The sequence below is a fragment of the Exiguobacterium sp. s122 genome, assembly GCF_018618475.1.
Lineage (GTDB): Bacteria > Bacillota > Bacilli > Exiguobacteriales > Exiguobacteriaceae > Exiguobacterium > Exiguobacterium himgiriensis.
Window position 1 is genome coordinate 1 of sequence record NZ_JACSMD010000001.1, and the last position, 19,385, is coordinate 19,385.

At 52.0% G+C, this 19,385-nt stretch carries 24 protein-coding genes and 1 riboswitch; of the genes, 18 read left to right on the forward strand and 6 right to left on the reverse strand.

Translation table 11 applies throughout. From position 1 onward, the window contains the following. The 12 genes from KNP92_RS00005 to KNP92_RS00060 form a co-directional block, all read left to right on the forward strand. The coding region (locus KNP92_RS00005; protein WP_214835221.1) for an SIS domain-containing protein at positions 1-774 on the forward strand (774 nt) is incomplete at its 5' end. Between the two features lie 116 nt (positions 775-890). After that, positions 891-1,466 (forward strand): YdhK family protein, encoded by a 576-nt coding sequence (locus KNP92_RS00010; protein ID WP_214835223.1) that lies wholly within the window; start codon positions 891-893, stop codon positions 1,464-1,466. A gap of 106 nt (positions 1,467-1,572) precedes the next feature. After that, the gene (locus KNP92_RS00015; protein ID WP_214835226.1) at positions 1,573-2,052 is read left to right on the forward strand and encodes a DUF2975 domain-containing protein; all 480 of its coding nucleotides are present in this window, start codon (positions 1,573-1,575) and stop codon (positions 2,050-2,052) included. Positions 2,053-2,061: 9 nt separating this feature from the next. After that, a complete protein-coding gene (locus KNP92_RS00020; RefSeq protein ID WP_214835228.1) occupies positions 2,062-2,268 on the forward strand; it encodes a helix-turn-helix domain-containing protein in 207 nt (68 codons plus the stop codon). Between the two features lie 87 nt (positions 2,269-2,355). Next, complete coding sequence (locus tag KNP92_RS00025) at positions 2,356-3,036, forward strand: DUF975 family protein (RefSeq protein WP_251136339.1); 681 nt, start codon at positions 2,356-2,358, stop codon at positions 3,034-3,036. A 66-nt stretch (positions 3,037-3,102) separates the two neighbouring features. Continuing rightward, positions 3,103-4,038 carry an NAD(P)/FAD-dependent oxidoreductase gene (locus KNP92_RS00030; protein ID WP_251136340.1) on the forward strand — a complete coding sequence of 312 codons (936 nt, stop codon included), beginning with the start codon at positions 3,103-3,105 and terminating at the stop codon, positions 4,036-4,038. A 69-nt stretch (positions 4,039-4,107) separates the two neighbouring features. After that, positions 4,108-4,584 carry a YfbM family protein gene (locus tag KNP92_RS00035; protein ID WP_214835239.1) on the forward strand — a complete coding sequence of 159 codons (477 nt, stop codon included), beginning with the start codon at positions 4,108-4,110 and terminating at the stop codon, positions 4,582-4,584. Then, entirely contained in the window at positions 4,572-5,075 is a 504-nt protein-coding gene (locus tag KNP92_RS00040; RefSeq protein WP_214835241.1) for a GNAT family N-acetyltransferase, read from the forward strand. The genes KNP92_RS00035 and KNP92_RS00040 overlap by 13 nt, the downstream gene beginning before the upstream one ends. A 78-nt stretch (positions 5,076-5,153) precedes the next feature. After that, the gene (locus KNP92_RS00045; RefSeq protein ID WP_214835243.1) at positions 5,154-5,597 is read left to right on the forward strand and encodes a MarR family winged helix-turn-helix transcriptional regulator; all 444 of its coding nucleotides are present in this window, start codon (positions 5,154-5,156) and stop codon (positions 5,595-5,597) included. Positions 5,598-5,600: 3 nt separating this feature from the next. Further along, positions 5,601-8,258, forward strand: coding sequence for an MMPL family transporter (locus KNP92_RS00050; protein ID WP_214835245.1), 2,658 nt, complete (start codon positions 5,601-5,603; stop codon positions 8,256-8,258). 110 nt (positions 8,259-8,368) lie between these two features. Next, entirely contained in the window at positions 8,369-8,653 is a 285-nt protein-coding gene (locus KNP92_RS00055; protein ID WP_214835247.1) for a putative quinol monooxygenase, read from the forward strand. A gap of 14 nt (positions 8,654-8,667) precedes the next feature. After that, positions 8,668-9,552, forward strand: a complete 885-nt coding sequence (locus KNP92_RS00060) for a VOC family protein (protein WP_214835249.1) — start codon at positions 8,668-8,670, stop codon at positions 9,550-9,552. A gap of 15 nt (positions 9,553-9,567) precedes the next feature. Here the strand turns inward: KNP92_RS00060 and KNP92_RS00065 are convergent, their stop codons facing one another. Further along, entirely contained in the window at positions 9,568-11,385 is a 1,818-nt protein-coding gene (locus tag KNP92_RS00065; RefSeq protein WP_214835251.1) for an LTA synthase family protein, read from the reverse strand. Positions 11,386-11,477: 92 nt separating this feature from the next. Continuing rightward, a complete protein-coding gene (locus KNP92_RS00070; protein ID WP_214835253.1) occupies positions 11,478-11,876 on the reverse strand; it encodes a VOC family protein in 399 nt (132 codons plus the stop codon). A gap of 92 nt (positions 11,877-11,968) precedes the next feature. Between KNP92_RS00070 and KNP92_RS00075 the strand changes: the two genes are divergently transcribed. Continuing rightward, positions 11,969-12,448 carry a GNAT family N-acetyltransferase gene (locus KNP92_RS00075; protein WP_214835254.1) on the forward strand — a complete coding sequence of 160 codons (480 nt, stop codon included), beginning with the start codon at positions 11,969-11,971 and terminating at the stop codon, positions 12,446-12,448. Here KNP92_RS00075 and KNP92_RS00080 read toward each other — a convergent pair. The 4 genes from KNP92_RS00080 to KNP92_RS00095 all read right to left on the reverse strand — a co-directional run bounded on the left by KNP92_RS00080 (position 12,443) and on the right by KNP92_RS00095 (position 14,990). Further along, positions 12,443-12,706: a hypothetical protein gene (locus KNP92_RS00080; RefSeq protein WP_214835256.1), complete on the reverse strand. Its 264-nt coding sequence runs from the start codon at positions 12,704-12,706 to the stop codon at positions 12,443-12,445. The two genes, KNP92_RS00075 and KNP92_RS00080, sit on opposite strands and share 6 nt — an antisense overlap. Positions 12,707-12,782: 76 nt before the next feature. Further along, positions 12,783-13,268, reverse strand: a complete 486-nt coding sequence (gene thiW / locus KNP92_RS00085; RefSeq protein WP_214835265.1) for an energy coupling factor transporter S component ThiW — start codon at positions 13,266-13,268, stop codon at positions 12,783-12,785. A gap of 62 nt (positions 13,269-13,330) precedes the next feature. Beyond that, a riboswitch (TPP riboswitch) is annotated at positions 13,331-13,429 on the reverse strand. A 45-nt stretch (positions 13,430-13,474) separates the two neighbouring features. After that, the gene (locus KNP92_RS00090) at positions 13,475-14,221 is read right to left on the reverse strand and encodes a hypothetical protein (RefSeq protein ID WP_214835266.1); all 747 of its coding nucleotides are present in this window, start codon (positions 14,219-14,221) and stop codon (positions 13,475-13,477) included. An 88-nt stretch (positions 14,222-14,309) separates the two neighbouring features. Continuing rightward, positions 14,310-14,990 (reverse strand): hypothetical protein, encoded by a 681-nt coding sequence (locus KNP92_RS00095; RefSeq protein ID WP_214835268.1) that lies wholly within the window; start codon positions 14,988-14,990, stop codon positions 14,310-14,312. 98 nt (positions 14,991-15,088) lie between these two features. Here KNP92_RS00095 and KNP92_RS00100 point away from each other — a divergent pair, with 98 nt between their 5' ends. The 5 genes from KNP92_RS00100 (at position 15,089) to KNP92_RS00120 (ending at position 19,292) form a co-directional block, all read left to right on the forward strand. After that, positions 15,089-16,009, forward strand: a complete 921-nt coding sequence (locus tag KNP92_RS00100; protein WP_214835271.1) for an AAA family ATPase — start codon at positions 15,089-15,091, stop codon at positions 16,007-16,009. 2 nt (positions 16,010-16,011) lie between these two features. Then, complete coding sequence (locus KNP92_RS00105; RefSeq protein WP_214835273.1) at positions 16,012-17,064, forward strand: DUF58 domain-containing protein; 1,053 nt, start codon at positions 16,012-16,014, stop codon at positions 17,062-17,064. A gap of 62 nt (positions 17,065-17,126) precedes the next feature. Then, positions 17,127-17,666, forward strand: coding sequence for a ribonuclease FAU-1 family protein (locus tag KNP92_RS00110; protein ID WP_034808101.1), 540 nt, complete (start codon positions 17,127-17,129; stop codon positions 17,664-17,666). A 50-nt stretch (positions 17,667-17,716) separates the two neighbouring features. Then, the gene (locus KNP92_RS00115; RefSeq protein WP_214835276.1) at positions 17,717-18,847 is read left to right on the forward strand and encodes a tetratricopeptide repeat protein; all 1,131 of its coding nucleotides are present in this window, start codon (positions 17,717-17,719) and stop codon (positions 18,845-18,847) included. Positions 18,848-18,857: 10 nt separating this feature from the next. Continuing rightward, positions 18,858-19,292 (forward strand): GNAT family N-acetyltransferase, encoded by a 435-nt coding sequence (locus KNP92_RS00120; protein ID WP_214835278.1) that lies wholly within the window; start codon positions 18,858-18,860, stop codon positions 19,290-19,292. Positions 19,293-19,385 lie beyond the last annotated feature (93 nt).

The window sequence follows — 19,385 nt, forward strand, 5'->3', positions numbered from 1 at the left end:
TTGTCACAGTCTGGGGAGACGGCCGATAGCCGCGCCGTCCTCGTCGAAGTGAAGAAGCGTGGCTACAAGGCGCTCACGATGACGAACGTTCAAGGCTCGACGCTCTCACGTGAGGCGAACGAGACGATGCTCCTCCACGCGGGACCGGAGATCGCGGTAGCATCGACGAAGGCGTACACGGCCCAAATCGCTGTCCTCGCGATTCTCGCGTACGACATCGCGCGCGCGAACGGGAAAAAGTTGCCGTTTGACCTCATGCCAGAACTTGCACGTATTGCAACGATCATGGACTCGGTCATGTCGCAAAAAGAAATCTTTGAAGAGCTTGCAGACAAGTTCTTGAAAGAATCACGCAACGCATTCTTCCTCGGTCGTGGCATGGATTCATACGTTGGTCTTGAAGGTGCACTTAAACTGAAAGAGATTTCGTATATCCAAGCAGAAGGCTACCCAGGTGGCGAGCTCAAGCACGGACCAATCGCCTTGATTGAAGACGGGACACCAGTCATCACTCTCGTCTCGCAACCGAACACACACCTCAACATCCGTGGAAACATCAAGGAAGTTGTCGCGCGTGGTGCGATTGCGTGCACGATTTCGATGGAAGGCATGGAACACGAGAGCGATTCATTTGTCTTACCACGTGTTGAACCACTCCTTACACCGCTCGTAACGGTATTACCGCTTCAACTTATCTCGTACTACGCGGCACTTGCGCGTGACTGTGACGTCGATAAGCCACGTAACTTGGCGAAATCGGTAACGGTTGAATAAATCATTGGACCAAGATCTTTCGAGATCTTGGTCTTTTTTGTGGAATCGTTTCAAGAAACGTCTGATTCTGTTACGTGTGGGGTACAGTCTTATAAAGACAACAAAGGAGCGATTGGATGAAACAAACGAAATGGATGTTAGTTGGTACGCTGTTGCTCGCGACGTCACTTGCTGCTTGTGGGGAGACGACGGAGGAAGACCAAGCGATCGATGTGACCGAGGAACACAACGCCGAACAAGACGAAGCCCACGGTACGATGGATCACTCTGGTTCCGGTGAAGTGCCGGCCGGTCTACAAGAAGCGTCGAACCCGACGTACCCGATTGATTCGACAGTTATCATGACCGCGGACCATATGCTCGAGATGGAAGGTGCGGAAGCAAAAATTGTCGGCGCCTATGATACGACAGCGTATGCGGTCACGTACACCCCGACCGATGGGGGCGAGCCGGTCGAGAATCACAAATGGGTGATTCATGAAGAACTCGATACGACCGAACCCGCGCCGCTCGCGGATGGGACAGAAGTGACCCTTCAAGCCGATCATATGGACGGCATGGACGGTGCGACCGCGACAATCGAATCGAGTGAAGAGACGACCGTCTATATGGTTAACTTCATGCTCCAAGATGGGGAAGAAGTGACGAATCATAAATGGGTGACAGAAGACGAGTTAGAAGCGAAAGAATGACCTTCGAAAGAAGGTCTTTTTTTATGAATTACAATATATTTTTATTGATAATCAATAAAAAATACCTTACGATAAAGACATCAAACGAAGTGGGGGTGTCGACAAGATGAAACGAGAGACGTGGTTTTTAAAGGTCGCTGTCATCGTTTTAGCACTTCCAATCCTCGGTGGTTGTGCGCTGGCGTTACCGCACATCTGGCGAGAAGCGACAGAGAGCGGGGGATGGATTCAAAGCTCGATCCAGCCGATTGTGATTGGAATGTATGTGGCGGCCGTACCGTTTTTCTATGCCTTGTATCAGACGTTCAAACTGCTCGGGTACATTGATCGAAACGAGGCGTTTTCACTCGAGGCGGTCCGAGCACTTCGTCATATCAAGTATAGTGCTGTCATGATTACGGTCGTCTATGTGGCGATCTTGCCGTTCTTCTATTGGTTCGCCGAGCGGGATGACGCGCCCGGTTTCATCCTCATCGGTCTCGCGTTTGTCTTTGCTGCCTTCGTCGTCGCCGTGTTCGCCGAGCTGTTACAGAAACTGTTGAAGCGGGCCATCGATATAAAACACGAAAACGAGTTGACGGTGTGAGGTGAGCAGATGGCGATTATCGTAAATCTAGATGTGATGTTGGCGAAACGAAAGATGAGTGTGACCGAGCTGTCTGAACGAGTGGGCATCACGATGGCAAACTTGTCGATTTTAAAGACGGGAAAAGCAAAAGCGATCCGCTTCTCGACACTTGAAGCAATTTGTGAGGCGCTCGACTGTCAGCCGGGCGATATTTTAGAATACCGGAAAGACTGAAGCAGAGGAAACGCTCTGCTTTTTCGTTTCAGTGAAACACATTGCCTTCGATTTTCGTAAAGAACGATAGAGAGGGGAATGTAGATGATGAATGGTTTGATTGAACGTGCCCATGAGGCGCTGAGTGGAAAAGTGGGACGTCTGATTCTTTGGTCGTTTTTGTGCGCCATGATCATTGAGCTCGGAATGATGATTGACCCTTGGTACTATGGAATGCCGACGTCTTCGATGTGGATTTGGTTCAATATCTTCACCGTAATCTATGTCTTCGCCGTCTATCCGTTGCTGATTGGCTATCAATGGGGCATCCTCGCCCTCGTACGGCAACAATCGTTTCACTTCAAAGATGTGCTGTTACCGTTTCGACGACAGTATGGACGACATGTGGCCGCTGGTCTTTTGATCGCGGTGTTTCAAAGCGGATGGACGCTCCTTCTCGTCATTCCGGGAATCGTAAAATATTTTTCCTATGCGTTTACGTATTTCGTCTTACGCGACAATCCGCATTTATCCGCGCTTGAAGCCATCACGACTTCGCGGCGTCTCATGGACGGCCGCAAATGGGATGCGTTCAAATTAATCTTACCGGTCGTCCCCGTCTTCCTAAGTGGATTGACCCTTTATATGTGGTTGGATTTACCGGTTTTAGCTTCCTGGTCGTTTTTGATTACGACGGCGCTCATTCGTCCGCTCCTGACGAGCCGTCTTGCCGTATTCTATGAAGAAGCGCGTCAACAGGACAACATGACGTGGAACCGCTCGGCCTAAAGCATACCCGAGACCGACGAAGCTGTCGCTCGCATGATACAATCTTCGTGAAAGAGGGGGATGTCGATGAGGATTGGAATAATCGGTGCAGGGCTGAGCGCGATTGTGGCGGCACAGGAACTTGTCCGTCACGGTCATACGGTCGAACTGATTGAAAAAAGTCGAAGCGTCGGGGGACGCTTGGCCACACGGCGTATCGGGGACGGGAAAGCCGATCACGGAGCCGTCTATTTCACGGTTCGGGGCGAGGCGCTTAATCGAGAAGTCAACGACTGGCTCGAGCGGGGCTGGGTCCGTGTCTGGTATGCGGACCCGTATCCACGCTACGTCGCCGAGGGCGGGATGAACGCTTTGGCCAAACGATTGGCTCAAGGCTTGACCGTCCATTTAAACGAGCGAGCCGAAGCAGTTACGATGATGGACGAGGCGGTCATTGTACGGACGGATGTAACGACACGACCGTACGACCGTCTTCTCATCACGTCACCGCTCCCGCAGACGCTTGACTTACTCGAAGCGTTTTCCGTCAATCCGGCACTACGCGGCTTGACCTATGCCCCGACGTTTGTCGGCTTGTTCGAGTTCGAAAGGGAAACCGTGATCGGTGTGGACGGGATTGTCGATACGGATTTGCCGCCGGGTATATTAAAAATCATCAACAACCGTCAAAAAGGAATCTCTGCGACGGAACTCGTGAGCGTCTATATGGACGAAGCCTGGAGTGCAGCATGGTATGACCGTGAAGAAGAAGAGACGCTTCAAGAAATCGAACGCCTGTTGCAGACTGGGACGAAAGCAACTCGGATTCAATCGAGACAGTTAAAGCGATGGCGTTATGCCCAGGCAACCGACGTATGGTACGAGCCGTTCTATCAACTTGAGCGGCATCCCATCTATTTAGCTGGGGACGTCTTCCTCGAAGCAGACGACGCTTCAGGTCGGACGCGCTTCGAAAGTGCGTACGTCTCAGGTCTTCGTGTCGCTACCGCCATGAACGATTAAACCTTCTTCGGAAGGTTTTTTTCTTGCCCATGCCGAATAGTCAGTCATACGAAATGGAGAGGGGAATCGATGATGGGAATGGTTGGCGCATATATGCGACTATCGGCTGAAGAGTTGACAGCCTTGCTTCAAGAACCGGACGACTTCGAAGAATTTTTGGAGGACGAGGCACGGCAAACCGATATCGATAAGGCGTGGCACGGACTTTACTTTTTATTGACCGGGGAAACGGATTTGGACGAGATTGATCGGCACTCGCTCGGGAAAGTCGTGTTTGGCGGCGACGTCCTCGACGAGGAGACAGGTATCGCTTATTTGACACCATCGGAAGTGGCGGACTTGTCGAGTCGGCTTCAATACATTGAAGTCGAGTCGCTTGAAGCGCGCTACGATGTCACGACGATGAATGCACATCAGCTGTACCCGTTCGAAAACGAGTGGGGTGTAGAAGAAAAACAGTACTTGCTTGAACAGTTCGATGAGCTGAAGCGCGTCTTCAAACAAGCGGCAGACGAGAGCGAGGCACTCGTCACATGGATCGGGTAAGCGTAAAGGCGTTACGTCTTCAAGATGAGGCGTTGCTGTATGCGTTCGAGTGCGCGAATCGCACACATTTCGAACGCTCGGTCCCGAGCCGTGGCGACGCCTACTATGAGCCGGAATCATTCCATCAGGCGTTGCAACAACTATTGAGCGAGCAGGCGGACGGGGACGGATGCTATTATTTGATGTGGTGTGATCACACAATCGTTGGGCGTCTGAACGTCCATCACACCGATGCCGACACCGGCGAGGTCGGGTACCGGGTCGGAGCGGAGTATGGCGGACGCGGGTATGCCACGGCGGCCCTGCAACAATTGTTGACGTTCGAGTTACCTGGCTTCAATCGATTGAGAGCGGAGACGACAAGCGACAATGTGGCGTCTCAGCGCGTATTAGTGCGTGCCGGCTTTAGACGTGACGGCGAGGCACGACAGATGGAATGGGCAGGACAACTTCTTACGTTCTATACATATGTCTATCCACTCGACCGATGATAACATCGGTCGTTTTTATTGACTCTTATTGGTTTAGGACATAAACTATATTTATCTAGTTTAGGGGGTAAACCAACGATGAAAGAATTGATGCGGGAAGCCGTTCAATTATTTGAAGAAGTCATGTTTCAAGGTGCTGAACATGTCATCGATGCGATGGAAGGTGACGTCTGGCGCGAATATTCACGCGAGCAGTTGCAATTGTTGAAGTTGCTCGAACAATTTGGGCCGATTCAAGCCGGACAGCTGGCGCAAAAACAAGGGGTGCATAAAAGCGCAGTCTCGAACCGCTTAAAAAAACTCGTCGACAAAAACCTTGTCGTCAGCCGACGCGGTCAAGACCAACGCGAGCGTTTGATTGAATTGACCGAGGCCGGACAACGCATCGTCGAAGAGGCGGATGCGGCTGTGTACCGTTACGTCGAATCGTTACTCGACGGAAAGATTGACGAGGCAGAAATCGAACAGTTCGTCCGGACGTTCCGGAAAATCAAACAGCTGCTTCGGATTGGGGAGGAATAAGCATTGCGTAAAATCATTCAATGGCGGTGGGGGATCTTGATCGGTCTCATCGTCTTAACAGCCGGCTTGTTTATTGCGGCACCTAACTTAACAAAGCAGGCCGAAGAGGCCGGAAGCTTCCAACTCGCTGAAGACATGGACTCGCAACGGGCCCAAGACATCTTGACCGCTGCCGGGAAGAGTGACAAAACGATTTCACTCGTCTACGAGTTTGACTCGCTTGGGGAGGCCGAACGGGCTGATATTTCCCGGGTCATCCGTGAAATCGAAACGCGCGACGATGTCGTCAAGGACGTCCTCGACCCGTTCGAGAATGAAGAGACCGAAGCGCAGCTCGTTTCAGAAGATGCGCGCATCGTGCTCGTCCCAATCACGGTCGAAGGTTCGATGGAGGCCATCAACGCCTTCGCAGATGATGTACGAACGAACGTCTTAACAGATGACGAGACGGTGTACATCACTGGAGAAGAGATTATCAATAACGATGTAAACTTGAGTGCACAGGAAGGCTTGAAGAAAACGGAAATCATCACCGTCGTCTTGATTTTCAGCTTGCTCCTCCTCGTCTTCCGGTCGATTGTGACACCGTTCATCCCGCTTATCGCGGTCGGTTTTACGTATCTTCTCAGCCAATCGTTCGTCGCCTTCTTCGTCGATTGGTTCGGCTTCCCCGTCTCGAACTACACGCAGATTTTCCTCGTGGCGATTCTATTCGGGATCGGGACAGACTATTGTATTTTGCTTCTCAGTCGATATAAGGAAGAACTCGGCGCCGGTCACACGATCGAAGACGCGATCGTCAACACGTATAAGACGGCCGGTCGAACGGTTCTCATTAGCGGGCTCGCCGTGTTCGTCGGTTTCGCCTCGATCGGTTTTGCCGATTTCCCGATCTTTAAATCGGCCGTCGCGGTCGCCGTCGGGATTGCGGTCTTACTTCTTATTTTGTTCACCGTCGTCCCGTTCTTTATGGCAACGCTCAAACATCGCTTGTTTTGGCCATCGAAGAAAGCGGGCGAACATCACGACAGTCGTCTTTGGGCCACCTTTAGTCGGCTATCGGTCAACCGTCCGTTCATCTCGATTCTCGTCGTCGCCGCAATTACCGTGCCTGTCTTGTTCACGTACGATGACGCTCGGTCATTCAATACAGTCGATGAGATTGGAGATGACTATGACTCGGTCAAAGGGCTCAATTTAATTTCAGAAGGGTTCGGGAAAGGCGAGTCACTCCCGGTTCAAGTCATTTTGAAACAAGATGGCGCGCTCTCTGAAGCGGAGATTCCGTATATCGAGAAGTTCTCGAGTGAACTTGAAAAAATCGATGGGGTGAGCGGCGTCCGTTCGGTGACACGTCCGACCGGTGACGTCATCGATGACTTCTACGTCGATACTCAGCTTGAACAAGTAAGTGAAGGGCTGGCGGAAGCGGAGACAGGCCTCGGTGACGTCCAAGATGGCCTCGCGCAAGTACAAACCGGTCTTGACGCCGTTGTCGCTCAGCTGCCAGCTGGAGCCTCGAACGCGGGGGCGCCACTTGCGGAAGCAGCGGCAGGGCTGGGTCAATTGAACGCCCAGCTTGGTCTCATCGGACAAGGCTTGACGGTCACACAAAACATTCCAGCGACGGTAGCCGGTCTCGGCCAAGTCTCCGTCGGACTCGGACAAATCGAGGCTGGGATCAATGAAGCTGCCTCGGCCTTAACGGCACAAGGTGCGCAAGTTGGAGAACTTGGGGTCGGCCTGTCTCAGCTCGCCACCGGAGTCGGTGAAGCCAACGCTGGCTTGTCCCAAATTGAAGCGGGATTAGGCGAGGCCGTGTCTTTCTTATCGGCACTTAGTGAGGCGGATAGTTTACGTGACACAGGCGTCTATTTACCGGAAGGGACATTGACGTCCGATACGTTCGCACCGGCCATCGACCGTTACGTGTTCGATGATGGGACCGCGACGCAACTCGAAGTCGTACTCGACATGGATCCGTACTCACCAGAAGCAATCGATACGGTCGAAACGGTGAAAGCGACCATGGACCGTGTCGTAACGGATACCCCGTTTGAAGCGGCTACGATTGGCTATGCCGGCATTTCAAGCATCAACAGTGACTTAAACACGACATCGACGAACGACTTCAATCGCACAGTCGTGATCATGCTCGTGACACTCTTTGTCGTCATGGCGATGCTGTTCCGTTCCATGATCATGCCGCTTTATATGATAGGGTCTCTGTTATTGACGTACTACACGTCAGCGGCCATCACAGAGCTCATCTTCGTCGAAGGACTTGGCTATGACGGAATCAGTTGGGCCGTTCCGTTCTTCGGATTCGTCATGTTGATCGCACTTGGCATCGACTATTCGATTTTCCTCCTCGACCGGTTCCGCGAAGAATCGTTGAATGGCATGACAGTACGTGACGCACTCGTCCACTCGATGACGAAGATGGGGACAGTCATCATGACCGCCGCCGTCATCCTCGCGGGTACGTTCGGGGCGATGATTCCGTCGGGCGTGCTCAGTCTCGTTCAAATCGCGACAATCGTCATCACCGGGCTGTTGCTCTACGGATTGATCGTGTTGCCGTTACTCATCCCGGCCATCACCGTTTCATTCGGTGACGGGGTGTGGTGGCCATTCAAACAGAAAAAGAAAGACAACTAAGGCGAGCGGACATCTCTATTCGGAGGTGTCCGTTTTTGCGTATACAGTCAACCCGATTCGGGAACGTGGTATACGATGAAGGAAATTTTGATAACGAGGAGGAACGAGACATGGCCATCACCATCACCGCAATCTTGAAGGCACATCCAGGGAAAGAGGGGGAGCTAAGGCAAGCGCTCGATGCGGTCATTCCGCCGTCGAGACAAGAGGAGGGGTGCCTCACGTACGTGCTTCACGAATCAATCGACGAGCCGGGGACGTTTGTGTTTTATGAGAAGTATGAAGACGAGGCGGCGCTCGACCATCACATTAACTCCCCCCACTATCAAGCCTATCGAACAGCGGCTGAGACGTTGCTTGCGGTCCGAGACGTGTATCGCCTGCGTGAGGTCTGAAAGGAGAATAAATCATGATTAACCAATCGATTATCCCGTGTATTTGGTTTGACGGCGATGTGGAACAGATTGCCGAATGGTACGTGTCGATCTTTCCGGATTCGTTTGTCGACTATACGACGACGCTCACCGATACACCGGCCGGAGAGACGACGATTGTCACGCTGTCGCTCGCAGGACAGTTCTTTCAATTGCTCGGAGCCGGCCCACTAAAAGACCGGAACCCGTCCATCTCTTATATGGTCACGTTCCCGACGACAGAAGAGGTCGAGACACTTTGGCATAAACTCGCGGACGGTGCGGACGTCCTCATGCCGCTCGATACGTATGACTTTAGCGAGCGTTACGGCTGGCTGAAAGACAAATACGGTGTGTCGTGGCAAATCATGCATAGCGGCGGCATGGACATCCAGACGGTGACCCCGTGTTTCTTGTTCGTCAATGAGGTGTTCGGGCAAGCCGAAGCGGCGTTGAATGACTGGGTCTCCGTTTTTCCGGATTCATATGTGCTGGAAGATCAGCTGATCCGTTACGCGGTAGCAGATGGACCGGAACTAGAAGGAAAGCTCAACTACGCTCGTTTCGTCTTGTCTGGGCGTGAGTTCGTCGCCATGGACAGTTCGGCGAATCATCAATTCGCATTCAACGAGATGCAGTCGCTCATCGCGTTTTGTGAGACGCAAGACGAGATTGACGACTACTGGGAGAAGTTATCTGCCGTCCCAGAAGCAGAGCAGTGCGGGTGGCTCGTGGACCGATACGGTGTGTCGTGGCAAATCGTGCCGTGGGAGATGGAAGAGATGATGACGACCGGTACACCGGAGCAGCTGGCGCGCGTGACCGAAGCGTTCTTGCCGATGAAAAAGATTGATGTGGCGACGCTCCGGAACGTCTATTAAAAGAAGCCGTCCCGATTAATTCGGGGCGGCTTGTGTTTCGGTTTGTTTGAAACGAGACAGCGCGTCTTTTTCGATGATGGTGTCGGATAGGCGTAATTGGTCGGCGGCTTGATCGATATAAGGTTCGCAGGCGTCGAACGGGAGCGGATCACCGGAATCGACCGCATAACACGCCCCGGCCCCGAACGGTTTCGTCAAATCTGGGGCGAAATACACATTTTCATAACGGAACGAGCCGTTTCGGAACACGGTCAAGTTCGGCACGTCGTCGAGGAGCGAACTTCCGAGCATATAACCCGGTGTCATCCCGAGCAACTCGAGGATGGTCGGGGCGAAGTCGATTTGACCGCCACTCGTTTGAATCACCTCGCCACGCGTAAGGCCGGGCGGTTTGATGTAGAGTGGCACTGCACGGTCGAGTGTAAAGGTCTCGGTGACGGACATGGCCCCTTCTTTCTCGGCCATCTCGTCGCCTGGCGCGGTCAACCCGTTGTCATGGTCGCCATAAAAGACGATGAGCGTCTCATCCCACATCCCGTTTGCTTTCAACGTGTCGACCATCAATCCGACAGCCGTGTCGACATAGTGGACGGTGTGGTAATAGTTTTGAAGGAGCGGGTCGTCATAGCCGGACAAATCGAGCCGTTTCTCGCGGTCCGGGATGTCATAAGGCGTATGGCTCGTCAAGGCGACGAGAAACGAATAGAACGGTTGCTCGAGCGTATCCATGAAACGAACGGACTCTGTCAAAAAGTCTTGATCGTTGAGCGCCATACCGATTACCTCGCCGTCGGAGTAGTCCTCTGCCGAGAAGAAATGATTGAAGCCGATGTTCTGATAAAAGTTGTCCCGATTCCAAAAGGTTTTATCAAACGCATGCATCGCGGCCGTATCATAGCCGGCCGCTTTTAACCGTTCGGGTAACGCGTCAAACGTGTGGTCCGCGTACTGCGTGTAGACAGACCCCGATTTGACTGGATAAAGCGACGTATTGACGGTGAACTCCGCATCTGACGTCCGTCCTTCGTGTGTTTGGTGATAGACGTTCGGGAAATACATCATCTCTTCACGGAGTGCATTTAAGTTCGGTGTCACTTCTTGACCGTTAATGACTTGGCCGATGACAGACGACTGAAACGACTCGAGCTGAATAACAATCACGTTCGTATCAGAGGAGGCGTTCACATCCGCCGAAGATAACGTGGAGAGGATGGCTTGATCGCGTTCTGTTAACGCTTCACCGTACCCGACTCCGTCGCGGATGCCTCGAAACGCATCCAAACCATGATAGCCCCAAAACCCAAACTGATAATATTCGCGCATGTTCGAGATGGGGGCGCGGTCGTCTTTCGGATAATTCACATAGAGTGGAACAGCGAACACGAGCAGGCCGGTCAAGAAAAGTAGTCCGGCGGCACGTTTTCCGTTTGATGCCTTTACAGGATGACGCTTCCTATACAAAAGCACACACCCAAAGAGGAGTAGATCGACGAAGAATAAAAAGTCGGTCACTTGAATTAACGTTAAAAATCCCCCGCCAACGTCGCCCATCTGTCCGGCGTCTGAAAGAAGAGCTACCGAAAGGAGATTTCCAAAGTAACGAAAATACCATGTATCTGAAATCAGAAGCGTACTGTGTAAAAAGAGCGAGGTCAGCAAGATATAGGGCCGGACGTTTGGTCGAACAAGTAGCGCCCAGCTCGTCATCATGAGAATCAGACCGACGTTAACGAGAAAGAAGTGAAATGTGAATGCACTCGTCGTCAGCACGCTAAATAAATAAAGCTTCAGGAGCGAGAGAAGCAAGTAGGTCCAATAATCGAGATATTTCATAAAGCGCCTCCAAAAAAACAAGTTGGTTAAGTGTTCCTGTTTTCAAGTGGGCAAAAACATCGAGGTGTACAAAAAAAGCGAGGCGGAAAGCCTCACTTGATTAAAAATGTGTCCCGAAGTTCAATGATGGTGCCTTCCGGAGCTTTTAATTTACTTAGATAGCCGTCGACGACGAAATAGATGTTGCCGCCCTGTTTCGGTAAGAACGGCACCCCGAGCGCTTCGAGCCGTCTCACTTCCGCTTCGAGGTCGTCTACGTACAAAGCAAAATGGACGGGACCGGCCACATGTTTCGAATAAGCGGTTAACGTCTCGTCTTGCTTTGCCGTCTGGAGTTCGATATAAAAATCGCCGAGCTTGAACCAGCTGTTAAACGCCCGTGTGTGAAAGTCAGGCGATTCCTGAACGAGTTCGAAGCCGAGCGCTTCGTAAAATTGTTTCGACGCTTCATAGTCGGGCGTTTGGATACAGAGATGGTGAATTTGTTTCATCGTATCCCTCCTTTCTTTTAGTTTAGCGAATCGCTATAGATAACGGAACTTTTCTTGGGTAAAGGGCGTATAGGACACGGGGAGGTGAAAGGATGGATACCGATGTGTTGACGATTCAACCGATTGATGACACGAACCGGGAAGCCGTCATCGGCTTAACGGTTGCTACGGACCAGTCCCGCTTCATCGAAACGAATGCGGAATCACTCCGCGAGATGGAAGTCGACGTCAAATACGCCTGGACGTGCTACGCGCTTTGCCTTGACGAGCGACCAGTCGGCTTCATCATGATTGGCGCGGAGAATAACATCGATCGCTACGTTTGGCTTGACCGTTTTATGATAGACGCGCGTGAACAGGGAAAGGGGCTAGGATCACGTTTTCTACAGTTGACGCTCATCTTTATTCAGGACCGATTCGATGTGGATGACATCGTCCTCAGCCTACATCCGACAAATGAACCGGCGAAACGATTTTATCAACGAGGTGGATTTGTCGATAGCGGTCGGATCGACGAATGGAACGGAGAAGCGATTTGGGTGTATCACGTCAAACAGGGACAACCGTCATGAGGCGGTCGTCCCTGTTTTCGTTGTGGTCGCTTTAACCGAATTCCCGGCCATGAAAAAACAAAGGATGGCGATGAAGCCAAAGAGCGGAATGAACCCATTTTGCGTCAACAGATCCATGACGGTCGGTTCCTCTGGCCAGACGCCTGTCGCGACCAAGGCGTGCCAACGCGTATACGCTGCGATGCGCTCCAATGTAAATAAAAGGGCGGTGATCACAAGAGCGGTCGCTCCAATCATCCCGAATTGTAATCGAGTCAAGGTAGTCACTCCTTCTAAACGAGATAACCTTATTTTACCATTTGTTCGGATGAAAGGCAGAGACCAAATGACTCAATTATTGTTTGAGAGCAGGACGCAATTGCTTAACGCGAGCGAGCACAATCCAGCCGAGTAAGGCGCCGGTCACACTCGAAGCGAGAAAGGCCGGGAAAAAGAAGAACGCGCCGAACTCAGAGCCCATCAAGATTTTCGCGTAAGGCACGGCGATGAGCGAGGCGAGGACCCCTGTGCCGATCACTTCACCGATTGCGGCGAAGGCGACGCGGTTCGTCTTCATATAGAAGATTCCGGCGAGAAGTGCACCAATCATACCGCCAGGGAACGCGAGTAGGGAGCCGGTACCGGTCATGACCCGTACGAGTCCGGTCACAAAGGCGACGAGGACGGCACCGAGCGGGCCGACGGTAACAGCCGCGATGACGTTCACCATATGTTGGATCGGGAAAGCCCGGGCGACTCCGGTCGGAATCGAGATGAACAGTGAGCCGATAATCGCGATGGCGACGAGCATGGCCATCCAAGTGAGTTGTTGAATACGCATAAATCAGTCTCCTTTCAAAATGAAAACGCCACTTCTCCAAAAGGAAAAGTGGCGTGGAACAGACGAATCCCATGCCACTTCCCTACGCTGGTATGAGCCAGATCAGGTTCAAAGGGTCCGGCGTTTGCCGTCTCAGCCCGAAGGCTCCCCTAGTGGTCGTTTATTATATGGAGTATACCATATCGTTATCATAAGCGTTCGGTAATTCATTTGTTCTTCTCAAGCAAGTGTTCATAATCCGTTTCGTTCCAAAACAGCGGAGCGATCGATTCCGGTCCTTTGAAGATTTCACCGTCTCGGTCATAGACGATGGCGTAACCATCCTCGACTTCAAAGACGATTAAATCCGCGGTCACCTCGGTCAAGCCGTCTCCAGCGATAATGACGTTTTCGAGCGGCTCGCGGGCGACCGTTACACCCCATTCGTCGAGCTCGACGATGAGCGCAGACGTATAGGCATGCCGATTATAGATTGATTGGAACACATCTTGTGTCAACGTGACGTCCGATGGGGGCGCGCTCGTTCCATATTTCCGTTTCTCAATCTCCTCGACAAACTGCAGGAACGACGTTTCTTGCCAAAAGAGCGGCGCGGTTGCCTCCGACCCGTTCGCTATCAATCCGTCTTCGTCTTCATACACCGTGGCATATGTCCCATCATCGAGTTGGAACGGATAGACGTCGGCATAAGTGTGGTGGATGCCGTTACCGGCGATCACGACCCGCTCGAACGTCTCACGAAAAGGTTTGAGCCCATTTGTCTCAAGCGCTGTCAGTAACTTTTCGGCGACATCATGCTGATCGAAGACGTCTTTGAAGTCTTCCCGTGTCCATTCGGTCATGACTTCTGGTGCGGGTTCGTTCGAATTTACAGGAATGACCGGCTTTTCAATGGGATCCGTGCAACCTGCGAGCAGCAGGAGACTCAATCCGACAAGTGCTAAACGTTTCATGATTCTCACCCTTTATGATACAAATTTTACCTATTAATCGTAAGCGTAGCATGGATAAAAGCGGATGAGAACCTAGATACTTTCTCGCTCAGGAGTGTCGGGCGGCGTACCGGAGTAACGCTTGATGAAACGCCTCTTGTTGCTCGAGGGAGACCTCTTGCTCAGTTGGAACGCCATAGCGAATTAGATGATAGAGCGACGTGTCGATATCCGTTAAGTCGATGCGCTCAAACCATTCATGTAACGTCTCGTTCGCACGCAACTTGAGGGGAGTCGGAAGGGAAGCGTTGAACGTGATGAGCCAATCGCGCAACGTGATGTTCGTTAACATAGGCACCAGACTTGCATCAACGACGTGGAGCTTACGAGGCCGTGCGATCTCATCGATGGTAGGTAAAGTCAAACCGATTTTACGTCGACGTTGACGAAAACGTCGCACGCTGTAAAGGACGAGTATACCTAGGGCTAAAAGAGCGAAGATCGCGCCGAGTCCGCCAGATGTCTCTTCTTTGCCGGAACCGAATGTGAATTTCAACATGTCTTCCTTTTCATAGATTCCTTCGCCTTTTTTATCTGTAGGAGAACGCCCTATTTCGATTCCACTTTTCCCTTGAGACTCTTCTTGACTGCGTTGTTCCATCGAAGGAGGACCGACAGGATTCTCGAACGTTTGAAACCAGCTGAACAGCGTTTGAGTCAAAAAAACGAATCCGATCACGAGACACGTTGTGAGAACGAGGACGGATAACATGCGGGTTGACCAGTTCATAAGCCACCACCTTTCCAGAATAGTCAGACTATTTATTGTCTATATTACCATATACAGGTAATATGTGTATAAGTGAGAAGAAACGGGAGGGAACTGGAGTGAAACTTGAAGCGGTAATCCACCAATTGAATGAAATTTATTTAGGGAAAGAAGAAGTCGTTCAACTTTGTTGTACGGCACTGCTCGCCGAAGGGCACATCTTACTCGAAGACGTACCTGGAACGGGGAAGACGCTACTCGCGAAAGCGATTGCCGGGAGCTTTGACGGCTCGTTCTCCCGGATTCAATTTACGGCGGACTTGCTTCCGTCGGACGTCATTGGGACCGATTACTTCAACATGCAGACGCAACGTTTCGACCATCGACAAGGTCCGATTTTCGCGAACCTCGTCTTGATTGATGAGATTAACCGAGCTGTACCTCGAACACAATCGGCGTTGCTCGAGGCGATGGAGGAGCGGCAAGTATCGATTGGTGGGAAGACGTATGAGATGCCGAAGCCGTTCTTCGTCATCGCGACACAAAACCCGATTGAGTCGGCCGGGACGTTCCCGCTCCCAGACGCACAGCTCGATCGCTTTCTCATCTCGATTCCGGTCGGGTATCCGAACGCTGCCGAAGAACGGGAACTGTTGCTTCAAGTGATGACCGAGACGCGAAAACGAATCGAGGCGGTGGCGTCACTCTCGTCCTTGCAAGAAGTGCAAGCCGAGGTCCGGCAAGTGGCGATTCAAGACGATGTGCTCGACTATATACTCAGACTCGTCCACGCCACGAGGTCTCATCCGTCCGTTGAAGTCGGGGTCAGTCCGCGTGGGGCAATTGCGCTACTTCGTGCGTGTCAAAGCTATGCGTATTTGGCCGGCCGCCTCTACGTCATTCCAGAAGACGTAAAGGCCGTCGCACCGTACGTCTTGACCCATCGCTTGACGCTGACGCTTGAAGGGGGCATCAAGTCGACAAAAGCGAAGATTGTGCACCACATTTTAGAGACGGCACCTGTCCCGGTTGAGGGTTGATAATGACGCTGTCGACCCATACGTTCTTACAACGGCGACATTTATTGATTTATGTGGCCTGTGGCGGGATGCTCATTTTTATGCCATACGTGTACATGCTCGGATACGCGTTGCTCGTTTTGGCGAGCATGGTCTGGTATTTAGAACGAACGCGTTTACGACTTACAAAACTGCTCGGTGTCCGCTTAACTCAAGTGGAAGACTTACTGTTTGTCGAAGATGAGAGTCAACTGAAGCTTCATCTTGAAGGGAGTGAAGAACTGGAGCGACTCGGTCTTCCGGTACGAGTTCGTTTGAAGGCGAGTACTGGTCTGACGTTTCCAGATCACGAACGGCTGCCGACGTTACTCGAGCGTCTATTCGAACGGGGGGCACATCAACTTGACGTTACGGTTAAAGCCGCGTATCGTGGGCCGGCAACGATTCAAGAATGTGTGCTCGCCGTCACGCTCCCGTTTCGTCTTGGCACTTACTTGTTGGAGGTGCAACCGTCCGTTCAGTGGACCGTCTTGCCGTCGCTCGTGTTACATCCACCGGTCGGGACGAAGCGGCTCGCACTCGGGGAACGGCCGCTTTTTGCGTCCCCGCTTCGCAATCCGTTGCAACTCCTCGGCTCGAAACCGTACGAGCAAGAACCGGTCAAAGAGATTGATTGGTACGCGACCGCGAAGCTGGGCCGCCTACAAGCAAAAGTGTTTCAGAAGACGACGCTTGATACGTTCACGTTCGCAGTCGATTTGAACGGCCCGTCTGGTTATACACTCCACCATGATTTTGAATCCTTGATTAGTCAGGTGGCGTACGTGACGACGCAACTATTGAAAGAAGAGTGCAAGGTTGAAATGTTCTTGAATCGAATCGAGGATAGCGGGCAGATGGTGCACATCCGCTTGCAGGAAGGGGAGCGCGGCATGCGGCTAATCCTATTGAATTTGGCCGAAATCGACCCGAGCAACCGATTTATCTCGTCGGAGGCGTTTCACCGAATGGTTGAACGGAAACGATTAAAACAAAGCCACCTCGTCTGGTTCACTGAACGGAATCTGTACGACTGAACAGGGAACTGTCGGATTTTGGCGAACTGTTAAAGCAAACGAGCGATGAAGGAGCGAGTATGATGCCAAAACGAAAATTTGCCAACCGACGTGACTGGGAACGGATTCTTGAACACCGCTATGCCCAGATGGACGTTCATGACGAGCATTTCTCAGGGACGGTCGCCCTATTTCAAATCGATGCAGTCCGGGCCCCACAGTATAAACAACATAACGGAGAGGAATTCATCGTGGCCGATGCGGGTTATGCATGGCTTCAATATTTCCCGGACAACGAACCGTTCGGGGTGACGGTCATGTTTGATGACGCAGGCCATATCGTGCAATGGTACATTGATATCGTCCAAGCGATTGGCTATGAGGACGGAATCCCCTATATGGACGACTTGTTGCTCGACATTTTAGTCTTCCCGAACGGGGACATCGTCCGAAAAGACGAAGATGAATTCGAGGAGGCGAGGTTGACGGGCGAATTGACACCGGAACTCGTCGTCAGCGGCTGGCGTGATTTCGAACAGACGCTCGACCGCATCGAACGCCGCGACTTCGTCTACTTTGACCTTGCACAAGGGCATTACGAGACGTTGAAGCAAATGCTTTGAACACGCGGCTTCCTTTGATACAGTGAAAGAAAACTGCAGGGGGATCAACTATGAGACAGATTGACATCGATACGTGGCCACGAAAGAAGCACTACGAGTTTTTCAAGGCGTTCGCCGCCCCGCACTTTAACGTGACGGCAACGCTCGACGTCACAACATTACATACGCATGCGAAGACGACCGGACAATCGTTTTTCAAGCTGTTTTTGTACGGTGTGGTCAAGACGGCGAACGCGATTCCGGAGTTCCGATACCGCATGCGCGGAGAGACCGTCGTCGAGCATAACGTCGTCCATCCGTCATTCACCGTCATGATGGACGAGGATGTGTTCAACTTTTGTACCGTCTCGTTTAAAGAGTCATTCCCAGCGTTTATGGAGACCGTTGCGACGCGAATGGAAGAGACGAAGCAAAACGTCTACGTGGGAGACGAAGAGTCGGATGACTTGCTGTTTATCACAAGTGTGCCATGGGTGTCGTTCACAAGTATCAGTCATCCCATCAACGATGAACAGCACGATAGCGTCCCACGCATCGCTTGGGGAAAATTTACGACAACGGGAGACCGGATGATCATCCCACTCTCCGTCCAAGCCCACCATGCGCTCGTCGACGGGGTGCACGTCGGCCGGTTTTATGAGGAACTTCAGACGTGGCTCGATGATTTGAGCGATTTACAAGTACCGGTCCGCGTCGAGGAGAAAGGACTCGACGAAGCGATTCGTCTCCGCGAGAATGGCGAGCTCGAACGCGCCAAACAGTTGCTCCTCATGTTGCTCCGCCAAGACGAGAAGAATCCTCGCCTGCACGCGCACTGTGCGTGGTGCTACGACGCGCTCGGGGAAGAGCGACAAGCCGTCCCGCATTATGAACGAGCGATTCGGCTCGGCCTCGCCGGAGACGAACTACGGGAGACATACATTGGGCTCGGCAGCACGTATCGGGCGCTCGGCCGTTATGACGATGCCGAAGCGTTGTTCACGAAAGCAATCGAACAGTTCCCAGATATTGCAGCGCTCAAAGTGTTTCAAGCGATGACGCGCTACAACCTCGGACGTCACGAGGAAGCGACCGGTGCGCTCCTGGAGCTCCTCGCGAGTCCGGAGACCGATGACAGCATCAAACGCTATCGTCGCGCCATCGCGTTTTACGCACGTAATCTAAACGAGACGTATGATTAAGGAGAACCGAATGATTACACTGCAACCGATCACGGAACAAAACTGGTATACGTGTTGTCAACTCACGTTGAGTGATGCGCAACAAACGTACATGGAACCGAATGCGATTTCCCTGCTACAGGCGACGTATGAACCGACGCTGCGGGCGCACGCGATTTATGAAGACGACGCGATGGTCGGTTTTCTCATGTATAACACGGTGCTCGAAGAGTTAGACGCGCGCTGGGTGTATCGCATCATGATCGATCAGGCGCATCAAGGGAAAGGAATTGGACGCCAAGCGACCGAACTCATGCTCGAGGAGATGGTACAGCTTGGAACGGAACCGATCGTCGTCGGCTATCACCCTGACAACAAAGGAGCGCATCGATTGTATGCAAGCTTGGGCTTTGTCGACGAAGGCAATCGCTTCGGGCGGGAGATGGCGGTTATTCGCCGTAAATGACAAGACGAGGCAACTCGTCTTTTTTTGTGAGACAAATGGATTGACCGAATAAATTTCACGTGTTATATTTATCTCGAATTAAAGATAATGAAA